We start from the raw sequence: 12,917 nt of genomic DNA on the forward strand, positions 1-12,917 counted from the left end.
CCTCTAATCTTTCATATCATCTGAATTATCTTCACTAACTTCTTCTTTATGATCACACCCGGTACATTGAATATTCACGCCGTTCTTGCTTCTTTTCTCGATCATCATCGAGCTGCAAACAGGACATGGCTTATTGACCGGTTTATCCCATGAGACGAAGTCACAGGTTGGATACTGATCGCAACCATAGAAAACTCGCCCCTTTTTGCTTCTGCGTTCGACAATTTTCCCGGTATGGCAAGTTGGACATGTAACACCAATATCTTTAATGATCGGTTTCGTATTGCGGCAATCCGGGAATCCTGAACACGCCAAGAACTTACCGAAACGCCCCATTTTATAGACAAGATGTTTACCGCACTTCTCGCAAATCTCATCCGAAATTTCATCCTGGATTTCGATTTCCTTCATTTCCTCTTCTGCGAATATAAGCCGCTTCTCAAAGGATGTGTAGAACGTATCCAGAACTCGAACCCAGTCCTCTTTTCCCTCTTCTACGAAGTCAAGCTCTTCTTCCATATGAGCCGTGAACTCGATATCAAGAATTTCAGGAAAAAACTCCTCCATCAATTGGATAACTAATTCACCAAGCTCCGTAGGCATGAATTTCTTCTCTTCGATTGCAACATACCCACGCTTCTGAATCGTCTCCAGTGTCGGTGCGTACGTACTCGGACGCCCAATGCCCATTTCCTCTAACGCCCTAACTAAACGCGCTTCCGTATACCTTGGAGGCGGTTGAGTAAAGTGCTGCTTCGGATCCACGCTTTGCTTCTGCAAGGAATCACCCTTAGTCAGAGGCGGCAGCAATTTGTCCTCTTCTGTCGTCCCGTCGTCATTGCTCTCGACATAAACCTTCATAAATCCAGCAAATTTCATCTTAGAACCATTCGCTCTAAATAAGGTTTCACCAGCTGTTAAATCAATGGTCATCGTATCCAAGACGGCTGAAGCCATTTGACTTGCTACAAAACGATCCCAGACTAGCTTGTACAGACGATATTGATCTTTACTGAGAAACGCCTTCATTTGATCAGGTTCTCGAAGAACTGATGTTGGTCGAATACCTTCATGTGCGTCCTGCGCGTTAGCATTTTTCTTCGTGTACTGGCGTGGTGTCTCCGGGTAGAAGGCAGGACCATATTTATTAATGATAAAATCCTTGGCTTCTTCTTGAGCAACCGGCGAAATACGGGTTGAATCGGTACGCATGTAGGTAATTAAACCAACCGTGCCTTCTTTTCCTAAGTCTATTCCTTCATATAACTGCTGTGCCACAGACATGGTCTTCGACGCACGGAAATTAAGTTTCCTCGCGGCTTCCTGCTGCATAGAACTTGTAATGAAAGGAGGAGAAGGATTACGTTGGCGTTCTTTCTCTTTTACTTCTTTCACTGTAAAAGCATCACTGCCCATAGCAGCTAGAATCAGATCAACATCCTCTTGCGAGTGCAGTTCCTTTTTCTCACCGTTAATGCTGTGATATTTTGCTTCGAACATGGTTTTACCAGCATCCAAAACAACGGTAATGGACCAATATTCTTCAGGTTCGAAGGCCTTAATCTCATTCTCTCTGTCATGTATCAATTTAACCGCAACCGATTGAACTCGGCCTGCAGATAATCCTTTTTTTACTTTCTTCCAAAGTAAAGGACTGATTTTATAACCAACGAGTCGGTCCAATATGCGTCGAGCTTGCTGTGCATTAACGAGATCTTGATTAATTCGACGCGGCGTTTTGAAGGCATCCTTAACCGCATCCTTCGTTATTTCGTTAAATACAACACGGCAGAGCTCTTCGGGACCTACATCCAAATAATGAGCTAAGTGCCAGGCAATTGCTTCGCCTTCACGATCCGGATCCGCCGCCAGATATATTTTTTTCACTTTTTTACTCGCATCTTTTAATTCTTTAAGTATAGAACCCTTACCGCGGATTGTTATGTATTTAGGCTCAAAGTTACGATCCACTTCTACGCCAATTTGGCTTTTCGGAAGGTCGCGAATATGACCCATCGAGGCTTTTACGATAAATTTACTTCCCAAATATTTGCCAATGGTTTTGGCTTTTGCTGGTGACTCAACTATGACTAAAGAATCCGCCATGGATCGTCCTTCCTCCCCTCTTGGTTTCAAGGTAAAGTCATTGGCGAGAAGAAAAGCTTCGTATTAGCCTATGCTAGTATGTAAGTAGAACCCGGAAGCTGTTTAATCGCCTTTTTCATTACCAAAGATAACAGAACTGCATGCAAATGTCCAAACGTAAATTGACCGTCCTCTAACAGAGCATCAATCGAGACGGGCTCATTCGACAACTTTCGAACGATTTCGCCTTCCTCATCCGTAAGCGAAAATGTCGGCAAAGGCTTCTTCATGGCACCCTGATCTCCCTCGCTCAACATATGTTTATAATCTTCTACAATCTCCTCAACACGGGTAACCAATTTAGCGCCATCCTTTAGTAGCTTGTGGACACCACTACTCTGGTTAGAGTCAATAGGACCGGGAACGGCGAATACATCTCTTGATTCATCCACCGCAAACTCAACTGTAATCAGTGATCCACTATCTTCTGCTGCTTCCACAACCGTAACGCCTAATGACAATCCTGCTATGATTCGATTTCGCTGCGGAAACATTCCTGGCCGCATGCCCGTGCCTATAGGATATTCAGAAATGATGACACCCTCTTGTTCTATATTTCGATATAATAATGCATTTTCACGCGGATAAATTTGATTAATCGCACATCCAAGAACTGCAACCGTTTTGGATTTACCTTGCAATGCACCAATATGTGCCTTGCTGTCAATCCCCCTTGCCAGTCCACTTACGATACCAAATCCTGCTCTTGAAAGGGCAGCTGCCCACTCCTCAGCAATCTTCTTTCCATAAAGCGTAGGAGTACGTGTTCCCACTATACCGAGGAGTCGCCCATTCAATAATGAAACATTCCCTTTCACATATAACACCCAGGGAGGCTGCGCAATTTCTTTAAGAATCGGAGGGTAGTCCTCATCTAAAAGTGTGAGAATTTGAATGGAGTGCTTCTTATATAACAGAAGCTTTTGCTCAATAAATGTCGGTGTAAGACACGTGGCAATTTGTTCAGCAATGGAAGTTCGGATACCTTTTGAGGCAATCGCTGCAGCTGAAAGCTCAAACAGCACATGCGGATCAGGGAAACGGCTCAGGAGCTGAAGAATGGTTTTCCAACCAACGCCCTCGAGCTCGTGAAGGCCAAACAAAATGAAACGATTATCCATAAGTATATACACTCCCTTCTTGAATAACAAATAATTGCAAAGTCAAGAAAAACAAAAAACCTCCCAAATCCCTGAATCAGGGAGATGGAAGGTTGCTTACCTTCGTTAGAAAAAACTATTTTTTTGTAATAACTTTATCCAGCATGCCTTTTTCTTCAAGCACGCTAACAAGTGTGGATCCCATCTCGGATGGTGTAGCCGCTACACGGATACCACATCTTTCCATTGTTGCAACTTTCTCAGCTGCTGTTCCTTTACCACCGGAAATAATCGCGCCAGCATGGCCCATGCGTTTTCCTGGAGGAGCTGTTTTACCGCCGATAAAGCCTACAACTGGCTTCGTCATGTTTGCAGCAACCCACTCAGCCGCTTCTTCTTCTGCCGTACCGCCGATTTCACCAATCATGATGACAGCATACGTATCTGGATCATCGTTAAAGCGTTTAAGGATATCGATGAACTCGGAGCCTTTAACAGGATCTCCACCGATACCTACAGCAGAGGATTGTCCAATGCCGCGAGTTGTCAATTGATGAACGGCTTCATAAGTTAGTGTCCCGGAACGGGACACTACACCTACGTGCCCTGGCGTATGAATGTAACCCGGCATAATACCGATTTTGCACTCGCCTGGTGTGATAACGCCCGGACAGTTAGGTCCGATTAGAACGGTTTTCTTGCCTTCCAGGTAACGTTTCACGTTAACCATGTCAAGAACAGGAATACCTTCTGTGATACAGATAACCAGATCAAGTTCAGCTTCGATAGCTTCAATGATTGACTCTGCAGCGAAAGCTGGTGGTACATAGATAACGGATGCCGTAGCACCAGTTGCATTTTTAGCTTCGATAACGGTGTTGAAAACTGGAAGCTGAACTAGCTCACCGTTTTCTAATGTGATATCTACTTTTGTTCCGCCTTTACCTGGGGTTACGCCACCAACCATTTGTGTGCCGTATTCTAGACCGCCTTTGGTATGAAACAAACCCGTAGCGCCGGTAATCCCTTGAGTAATGACTTTTGTATGTTTATTAACCAAAATACTCATGATCTTTTGTTCACATCCCCTATATTATTTGAAACCGCTCGGGTTTAATTATTTAACTAAAGCAACGATTTTTTGTGCGCCATCTGCCATGGAGTCAGCAGCAACAATGTTCAAGCCGGATTCATTAAGAATCTTTTTACCAAGTTCAACGTTTGTTCCTTCAAGTCGAACAACAAGCGGACGGGAAAGTCCAAGCTCTCTGGCAGCAGCTACAACACCATCAGCAATTACATCACAACGCATGATCCCACCGAAGATGTTAACGAAGATCCCTTTAACTTGCTCATCGGACAAGATGATTTTGAAAGCTTCTGTTACTTTCTCTTTCGTAGCACCGCCCCCTACGTCTAGGAAGTTAGCCGGGTCTCCGCCGTAGTGCTTGATAATGTCCATAGTGGCCATAGCAAGTCCTGCGCCGTTAACCATACAACCGATGTTACCATCAAGAGCAATGTAGCTCAGGTCATACTTAGAAGCTTGAATTTCTTTCGCATCTTCTTCTTCAAGGTCACGAAGTTCTACGATATCTTTGTGACGGAAAAGAGCGTTGGAATCAAAGTTCAATTTGGCATCAAGAGCCATAACGTCGCCAGAACCAGTAACAACCAAAGGGTTGATTTCGGCAATGGATGCGTCTTTCTCTACGAATGCTTTATAAAGAGCAAGCATGAATTTAACTGCTTTGTTAACAAGTTCGTTAGGAATATTGATGGAGTAAGCAAGTCTGCGTGCTTGGAAAGCTTGAAGACCGATCGCAGGATCCACAACTTCTTTGAAGATTTTCTCAGGAGAATGCTCAGCAACCTCTTCAATCTCCGTACCGCCTTCTTCAGATGCCATCAAAACGACGCTACCTGTTGTACGGTCAACAACCACACCAACATAATATTCTTTCTTAATGTCACAGCCTTCTTCAATCAACAGGCGTTTAACTTCTTTGCCTTCAGGACCTGTTTGGTGAGTGACAAGAACTTTACCAAGAATTTCGCTTGCATATGTACGAACTTCATCGAGGCTTTTGGCTACCTTAACGCCGCCTGCTTTCCCGCGACCTCCGGCATGAATTTGCGCCTTTACAACGACGACGGATGTTCCGAGTTCTTTCGCTGCTTCAACAGCTTCGTCAACGGTAAAAGCAACTTTTCCGTTAGGAACGTTGACTCCGTACTGTCTCAGGACTTCTTTGCCTTGATACTCATGGATATTCATTTCCTAAAATCCTCCTATCAGTATGGACTTTCTAAACGTGCTATACAGGGAAAAAGTGTAATTTCCTATTTGTGTAGTGCACGAAATAAATCTTGCTGCCGGAATTAGTATCACACTTCTTCACAAGCCCTAACCATTGTATCACTAATTTTCGACAGTTTCCTTATTTTTTTCGTTAATGCGTTAGAAGTTTCCTTTCACACTGAAAAACTTTAGCTATCACTTCAACATAAAAAAAAGACGTATTTTCAATAACTGAAAAATACGTCTAGCTTCGACTTTTTAGTAGAGCGGCGTTGTCGGTGTATTTATTCGCGGTTCACGCTCCGCTTGTTTAATGAAGCGAAGCTCATTACCCGTGAAACTGCACACCAAGCATTGAATCGTAGGTTCTGGCTCTGGTATTGCGTCAGGATCCTTGAATTCTGTAATATTTCCTGATAAAGCGTCCTTCAAAAACGACTGAGAATAGCTTGTAATTACACTAAACTTGATACGATTGGAACGACAATTGGGACAAAAATATGGTTTCTCCTGCATATCATCACCTCTAGTTCCAGTATGTGCAAGCCGTGCATTTTTAAAACGTACGCGGTGATCATTTCCGGATTGCGTAATTTTACCATTATCGTATACAATAAGGGCAAAGTATAAAATGGATCAATAAGGAAGCACCTTTTATCCCACTTTATGACAGCTCGATATAGCTGCGTAACTATGGAGAGGAAGGTGTTTTTATTATGTATGGCAAAGTCATGAGCGCTTGCTTGCAGGGAATAGAAGGACAAACGATAGAAGTAGAAGTCGATATCTCAAGTGGCTTACCACAAATTAACTTGGTTGGTCTCCCCGACTCGGCAATTCGGGAATCGGTTGAAAGAGTTCGCTCCTCCATCAAAAATTGTGGGTACACATTCCCCATGGATCGAATTACAGTCAATCTCGCACCAGCAGATTTACGCAAAGAAGGCTCATCATTTGATTTAGCCATTGCGGTAGGAATTCTGATTACAACCGGTCAAGTGCCAATGGACAGCTTTCTGCACACTTTGTTTCTAGGTGAACTTGCTTTGGATGGTTCTCTTCGCCCCATACCGGGCGTTCTTTCTATGGCGCATGCCGCGAAAAAGATAGGGATAAAACGCGTCTGTCTTCCTTTCGCGAATGCTCCTGAAGCTGCTTTAATTGAAGGTATTGAGGTGTGCGCGATAACTAACCTTTCTGATTTCAAGTCCTGGAACAAGCAATCTCATCACGAATTTATATTTAATGGCATTAATTGTAAAGGTAGTGAATTTTCGACAATTTCTGCCGAAGAACACAACTTTGTCGAAGATTATGCCGATGTCAACGGACAGCATCAAGTGAAGCGTGCCATGATGATCGCTGCAGCTGGGATGCATAATATTCTATTAATCGGTCCTCCTGGAACGGGGAAAACGATGCTTGTTAAGCGCATGCCCTCGATTCTGCCACCTATGTCTGACCAAGAAGCATTAGAAGTCACGAAGATATACAGTGCCTCAGGAAAGCTCATTGATCGCTCATCTCTCATGCGTACAAGATCCTTTAGAGCCCCGCATCATACAATTTCACCCGCCGGACTTGTCGGAGGTGGAACAATACCCAAACCGGGAGAAGTTAGCTTATCTCATCGCGGCATTCTTTTTCTAGATGAACTGCCGGAATTCACGAGAACTGCCCTCGAAGTACTTAGACAGCCGCTTGAGGATCGTCATGTTACAATTGCAAGAGCAAGAGCGGTTTACACTTTCCCCTCTCACTTTATATTGGCTGCCGCCATGAATCCATGCCCTTGCGGGTATTATGGAGCCGAAACAGAAGCTAATGCTTGCATCTGTAGTCCTGCTAAAATTGTTCATTATCGTTCTAAGATATCAGGCCCCTTGCTTGATCGCATCGATCTTCATGTCGAAGTACCTAAACCAAGTTACACACAACTAAAGGAACGAACCAATCACTTGTCCTCAAAAGAAATGTTAATGCAAGTTATGCGGGCACATCAAAGACAACAACAACGCTATGCAGGATCTGGCATCCAATATAATAATGAATTGAACGGTAAGCAGATGAGACAAATTTGTCATCTCACACCAGAAGGTGATCAACTGCTAAGTGCCTCTTTTGAAGCTTTGGGACTTAGTGCAAGAGCCCATGATCGCATCCTCCGGCTAGCCCTAACCATTGCTGATCTTGAGGAATGTGACAGCATCCAGCCGCAGCATCTGGCGGAGGCAATCCAATACCGTAATTTGGATAAAAAACAGCGGATTGAAGAGATTGAAATCTGATGTTATTAAAGATTGTAAACATCTAAATATGTTTATACCACAAAAAAAGCCTTTCGACCCGTTGTCATATCGACAAACGACTTCAAAACGCTCCTTCTATGTGTTCAATATGAGGTGCTGCGCCATCCACGGATAGCTCTACAGTGATCACATCAAATTGAATGGATTGCTCGTATTTTTGAAATCGATGCAAGTAAAATTGTGCTGTCTCTTTGACTTTCAATTGCTTGCGATAGTCGACGGATTCTTTGGCTGAGCCAAAACGGCCTGAAGGGCGCCTCGTTCTGACCTCAACAAAAATTAACTTATTGGCTTTCTCTGCAATAATATCAAGCTCGCCAGTACGGCAGCGCCAATTACGTGCCACAATTCGGTATTCACGCTCACTTAGAAATGCTTCTGCCAACTCTTCACCAAGCTTCCCCAACTGCTTCCGGTCATCTTTACGAAGTTCCGTCATCCATTATTCCTCGACGATCTCATTCGGTTATCTGAACGATAGATAAAACTTAATACCTCAGCGACCAATTGATACAGTTCTGGGGGGATTTCTTGATCCAAATCCAGCTTAGACAACACTTCAACCAAAGAGGAATCCTCTTGAATAGGGATCCCATTCTCCTTGGCTTTCTGAAGAATGGCTTCTGCCATGTGCCCTTTCCCTTTCGCAATGAGGGTTGGGGCTTTTTGCGCTTCAGGTGAGTAGCGAAGCGCTACAGCCTTCTTAAGAGGAGTCGGTTGCGGATCCTCGGATGCATTCCTTTGCTTAGTCATGCTCGGAAATCCACCCCTTTGTAGACCTTTGGCTGATAGAGCGCTCGAAGATCTACTCTACCATCAGATGCCCCTTGCTTGGAAGCTTCATTCTCCACAACAGGCGGCAGCGGATATGGCGAGCATTTTAATGAGATAAATTGATAACCCGCTTTATGCATGGCTGCTGTAATTTCTTCTTTGGACTCCTCCATTAAGGGAGCTAAGGCAGGATGATCGTTGTGGATGTTCAAAGATACGATTTTATTTATGACATGCACATCGAGTAGTGTATTGCCCATCACTTTCATTTGGAGGTCGAACAGCAAACGACAATTGCTCGCGTCTACTTCCCCGCGCTTCCCTTTGCGGGATTGGATGTGAATGGTGGCAGATTGCTGGCCAGTGCCATCCATGAAGGGGACAAACAATGTCATATGTGCAAACATAGAGCTCTTGTCACCTGTCAACATGAGTTGTTGCCCTGTGATTTGCCCAAGCGCTTGCTGCGCCGCCTCTTTGAGCGGCGCTGGCGTGTCATCAGAGGCTGTAAGCTGCAGCAGCAGACTCTTCAGTGTGTCAGCAGCAGGCTTGACGGGGTCGTCCTGCTGGGATGCTGTGGCGATCAGATTAGGCAGCTGATCGTCCGAGTTATTGCGCCCCCGTAGCATAGCGTCTGAGCGCTCATCTAGCTTCACCGCTAGATGAGACTCGTGCTCCACGCCTACAGCTTTGAGCATGCGGCTGATCCAGTTTGGCTCTGGATCAGCCTCGACCTCTTGAGGCGCGCTATTATGCGCCTCTATTGTTGCCGCCTTCTGCTTCGCAGGCGGCTCTGGTTGTACCTGCGAACTCGCCGCGGGCGGTTCGCCTTCACTTGCAGGCTCAGCGCTGCGCGCCTGAGCCTCTGGCGAGGCCGCCCCCGCTGCGCGGGCGGCCAGGGGCCCCGCCGCCGGCTGCGCCGAGGCGGCGGTAGCGGTCTCCGCGCGTGGCGCAGCCGCCGCGGGAAGCTCCGCGCCCGCAGCTGCTGTTGCAGCGGGCGGAGCCGTAACGGCAGCGGCCGCAGGCGCACTGCCGGGCACTACTGCAGGCGGCGACCCTGCGGGAGCCGCCTTAGCCCCACCGCCAGCCTGCGGAGCAGTTGGCGTAACAGCGGCCGGCGCCTCCGGCCGCGCAGGCCACGTAGCTGCAGCGGAAGCCCGCAGCTCCTTGAGCAGCGATACCACCTGCTTCGCGGTATCCGCTGCCGGATGTGCCGGATCTTGCTCAAGCAGGGCTGTCGCCTGCTGCTCTAGCTGCTCCAGCACCTTACCGACAGGTTGCCCCGTGGTAACCTGTCTCAAAGCCCCCACTGTCGCCTCTGTGAGCGGCAATCCCTTTTTATAGGCAAGTACAGCCGCCTGTGCCCATTCTTCCTTATGGACACCCTCAGGCATGCTGCGCATTACAGCCTCAAAAGCCTTCACATTCTCCTTTGATACCGGAACGCCTTCCTGCTGCATCTGCTGCACCATTTGACGATTCCCAGCCGTATCTTTTATCGTGAATGCCTTTAACAGCTCACTGAGCGAATCCTCCGTAATTTGTACATCTGATGCCGTTAGTGGCTTGAGCAGGATCTGACCACCACTGGATTCGGGCTGTACTTGCAGCATCGTAACATCCCCTTGCTTAAGGGGTGTTTCCAACTTGGCACGCACCTGCACACCGCCAATATTAATCAACGCTTCTTGGTCACTGAGCAACTGAAGCACAACACCTTTAACAATTTGTCCTACTTTTAATTCAAGCACCTTACTTTCAGATGCTGTTAAATCACCGACTAAACTGCGAATTAAACCACTAATATTCATGGCGTTCACCTCAAATCTTCCTAAACACTTATGTATATTATCGGCGGCTTGTTGCCTTTTCGTTACTATAATAAGTTAAATGAGATCCAATTCCAGCTGTTCAGACTCGAGCACAATCTCTTTCTCTTCCAATTGCGCCATCACTTTACGTATAAATAATTTCCGATGCAGCGGTGTAGGACCATACCGCAAGAGCATCTCTCTATGGTGCTTTGTTGCATATCCTTTATGTATAGCAAGTCCATATTCGGGAAACTGTTCATCCCAATCCACACACATGCGATCTCGGGTAACCTTAGCAATAATCGATGCGGCTGCAATGGATTGACTAAGTGCATCTCCATGAATGATCGCGGATTGTTCTATGTCCACATCAACGTTCTCCGCATCCACAAGAAGAAAATCAGGTGCTATGTTTAACTGCTCCACAGCCTGCTTCATAGCAAGCCTGGCCGCCTGTTTTATATTGATCGCTTCAATTCTATCCACATCCACAATGCCTACACCAACAGCTAAAGCTTCCGCCATGATTTGATCATAGAAGATATCTCGCTTCTTTTCAGAAAGCTTCTTGGAGTCGTCCACACCCTCCAGCACATATCCCATCGGAAGTATAACCGCAGCCGCGACTACATCCCCAAATAAACAGCCTCTGCCTACCTCATCAATACCCGCTATTAGAGTAAAACCTTGCTCCCACAGTTGTTTTTCATGCTCCAGCAATGGCTTTCGCCCCTTTCCATCTCCTCATTATATAGGATTGGCACTTGGTCAAGCCACACCCTTTTTTTTCAATGTACATATGTAAAAAAGAAAAAGCCACCCCCGAACCCGCTTGATCAGCTGAGTCCAAAAGTGACCGTTTCCTTCTTTACTTATTGACCTGACTACCTTTTATCAAGGGGCCTCTCCAAAGAAATGCGCCCCATCTTGCCTGCTCTAAGCTCACGAATAATGATTAATGAGGCTTTGTCCAAATCCACTTTGCCCCCACTCACAATCGCTCCACGCTTACGACCGATAGCTTCCATGACTTTGACCATTTCCTGTATGTCGTCCAAATCCTCTGGAAGATCTTGAACCCCAAATCGTTCTTGAATACCAGCTCCATAATTCTGAACCATGTATTTAACGACAAAGAGTGCAATCTCATCTAAATGAAGCAGCTCTTCTTTAATGGCGCCCGTTGCTGCCAATCTCATTCCAACCATTTGGTCTTCGAATTTCGGCCACAAAATACCTGGCGTATCGAGCAAGTCCATTTCGGTTCCAACTTTAATCCATTGCTGCCCCTTCGTAACACCAGGCTTATCTCCGGTTGCCGCAATTTTCTTACCTGCTAACTGATTAATCAGCGTGGATTTTCCAACGTTTGGAATACCTACGATAAGCGCTCTTACTGCGCGGGGATTGATCCCTTTGCGAAGCTGGCTCTCAATTTTGTGTGCCCAAAGCTGCTTAACTCGCGGCAAAATTTCTTTGACGTGCGTTCCTGTTGCTGCATCAATCGGCAATGCCGGTAGGCCCTGATCAGCAAAATACTTAACCCAATCCGCCGTAACTTGTGGATCTGCCAAGTCATTCTTGTTAAGCAGAACCAAGCGCGGTTTACCTTTTAAAATCTCATCTACCATCGGGTTCCGGCTTGAAAGCGGGATGCGGGCATCCAAGAGCTCGATAACAACATCAATCAGCTTAAGCTTTTCTTCTATCTGTCTTCGAGCCTTGGTCATGTGACCGGGAAACCATTGAATGGTCATTCTACTTCACCTCAAAAATGTATGAAACTAATTTTGCTCACTGGCCAAAAAATAACTTCAGCGCGACCTACGATTTTGTTGTAAGGTACGAAGCCAACACTTTTTGCCCGGCTATCTTTGGAATTCGGACGGTTATCTCCCATTGCAAAGATTTCACCTTCGGGTACTTTCGTCTCCGGGAAATCTGACAATGTATTATAAGCATGCCCTTCTTTATTCGCTTGTTCAATCGCTTCTTTAATGAAAGCCTGATCAATCTCTTGACCATTAATGAACACTTTGTCACCCGTAACCTTAACCGTCTCACCAGGAAGACCAATTACGCGTTTAATGTAATCCTTACCTTCCGGAGCATGGAATACGATGACTTCTCCGCGTTTAGGTGAGCGAATATCATAAACAATTTTATTGACAATGAGTCGTTCACCTGTTGAAAAGTTCGGACGCATGGAATCTCCATCAACAATAAAAGGAGAGAACAGGAACCAACGAATGATAATCACGAGCACTCCCGCGATCACTAAGGCTTTAATCCATTCCCATGTTTCGCTTTTTGCTGTTTTAACGGGAGTCGTTTCCGTTGTTGTTGCCGGCTCTATGTAAGGCTGTTCTTGATTCTTGTGTTCCATCACTGATTGCCTCTTTTCCAGTTTTGGTTTATATCTATTATGTACCATGAAAATGAAAAGGAGACTTGCCTGAACAAGCCCCCCGTT

Annotated in this window: 12 protein-coding genes; 1 reads left to right on the forward strand and 11 read right to left on the reverse strand. The window is 45.8% G+C overall.

Annotated elements, in window-relative coordinates:
* Positions 1-3 precede the first annotated feature (3 nt).
* The 5 genes from topA to QFZ80_RS17595 all read right to left on the reverse strand — a co-directional run bounded on the left by topA (position 4) and on the right by QFZ80_RS17595 (position 6,063).
* Complete coding sequence (gene topA, locus QFZ80_RS17575) at positions 4-2,106, reverse strand: type I DNA topoisomerase (protein ID WP_307545090.1); 2,103 nt, start codon at positions 2,104-2,106, stop codon at positions 4-6.
* A 68-nt stretch (positions 2,107-2,174) separates the two neighbouring features.
* Positions 2,175-3,266: a DNA-processing protein DprA gene (gene dprA, locus QFZ80_RS17580; RefSeq protein WP_307545087.1), complete on the reverse strand. Its 1,092-nt coding sequence runs from the start codon at positions 3,264-3,266 to the stop codon at positions 2,175-2,177.
* 115 nt (positions 3,267-3,381) lie between these two features.
* Positions 3,382-4,314, reverse strand: a complete 933-nt coding sequence (gene sucD, locus QFZ80_RS17585) for a succinate--CoA ligase subunit alpha (RefSeq protein WP_029195344.1) — start codon at positions 4,312-4,314, stop codon at positions 3,382-3,384.
* A 48-nt stretch (positions 4,315-4,362) separates the two neighbouring features.
* Positions 4,363-5,523: an ADP-forming succinate--CoA ligase subunit beta gene (gene sucC, locus QFZ80_RS17590; RefSeq protein WP_307545085.1), complete on the reverse strand. Its 1,161-nt coding sequence runs from the start codon at positions 5,521-5,523 to the stop codon at positions 4,363-4,365.
* 282 nt (positions 5,524-5,805) lie between these two features.
* Positions 5,806-6,063, reverse strand: a complete 258-nt coding sequence (locus QFZ80_RS17595) for a hypothetical protein (protein WP_307545083.1) — start codon at positions 6,061-6,063, stop codon at positions 5,806-5,808.
* A 200-nt stretch (positions 6,064-6,263) separates the two neighbouring features.
* On the opposite strand from QFZ80_RS17595, the gene QFZ80_RS17600 reads away from it, so the two are divergent.
* Positions 6,264-7,835, forward strand: a complete 1,572-nt coding sequence (locus tag QFZ80_RS17600; RefSeq protein ID WP_307560217.1) for a YifB family Mg chelatase-like AAA ATPase — start codon at positions 6,264-6,266, stop codon at positions 7,833-7,835.
* An 82-nt stretch (positions 7,836-7,917) separates the two neighbouring features.
* Here QFZ80_RS17600 and QFZ80_RS17605 read toward each other — a convergent pair whose 3' ends face one another.
* From QFZ80_RS17605 to lepB, 6 genes are all read right to left on the reverse strand, one after another.
* Entirely contained in the window at positions 7,918-8,295 is a 378-nt protein-coding gene (locus QFZ80_RS17605) for a YraN family protein (protein ID WP_307545079.1), read from the reverse strand.
* Entirely contained in the window at positions 8,292-8,609 is a 318-nt protein-coding gene (locus QFZ80_RS17610; RefSeq protein ID WP_307545077.1) for an EscU/YscU/HrcU family type III secretion system export apparatus switch protein, read from the reverse strand. Before QFZ80_RS17610 ends, QFZ80_RS17605 begins: the two co-directional genes overlap by 4 nt.
* The gene (locus QFZ80_RS17615; protein ID WP_307560219.1) at positions 8,606-10,450 is read right to left on the reverse strand and encodes a hypothetical protein; all 1,845 of its coding nucleotides are present in this window, start codon (positions 10,448-10,450) and stop codon (positions 8,606-8,608) included. Before QFZ80_RS17615 ends, QFZ80_RS17610 begins: the two co-directional genes overlap by 4 nt.
* A gap of 66 nt (positions 10,451-10,516) precedes the next feature.
* Positions 10,517-11,164 carry a ribonuclease HII gene (locus QFZ80_RS17620; protein WP_307545072.1) on the reverse strand — a complete coding sequence of 216 codons (648 nt, stop codon included), beginning with the start codon at positions 11,162-11,164 and terminating at the stop codon, positions 10,517-10,519.
* Positions 11,165-11,328: 164 nt separating this feature from the next.
* Positions 11,329-12,201, reverse strand: coding sequence for a ribosome biogenesis GTPase YlqF (gene ylqF / locus QFZ80_RS17625; RefSeq protein WP_307545070.1), 873 nt, complete (start codon positions 12,199-12,201; stop codon positions 11,329-11,331).
* Between the two features lie 11 nt (positions 12,202-12,212).
* Complete coding sequence (lepB, locus tag QFZ80_RS17630) at positions 12,213-12,830, reverse strand: signal peptidase I (RefSeq protein ID WP_307545068.1); 618 nt, start codon at positions 12,828-12,830, stop codon at positions 12,213-12,215.
* Positions 12,831-12,917: the final 87 nt, after the last annotated feature.

It is taken from the genome of Paenibacillus sp. V4I7, assembly GCF_030817275.1.
Lineage (GTDB): Bacteria > Bacillota > Bacilli > Paenibacillales > NBRC-103111 > Paenibacillus_E.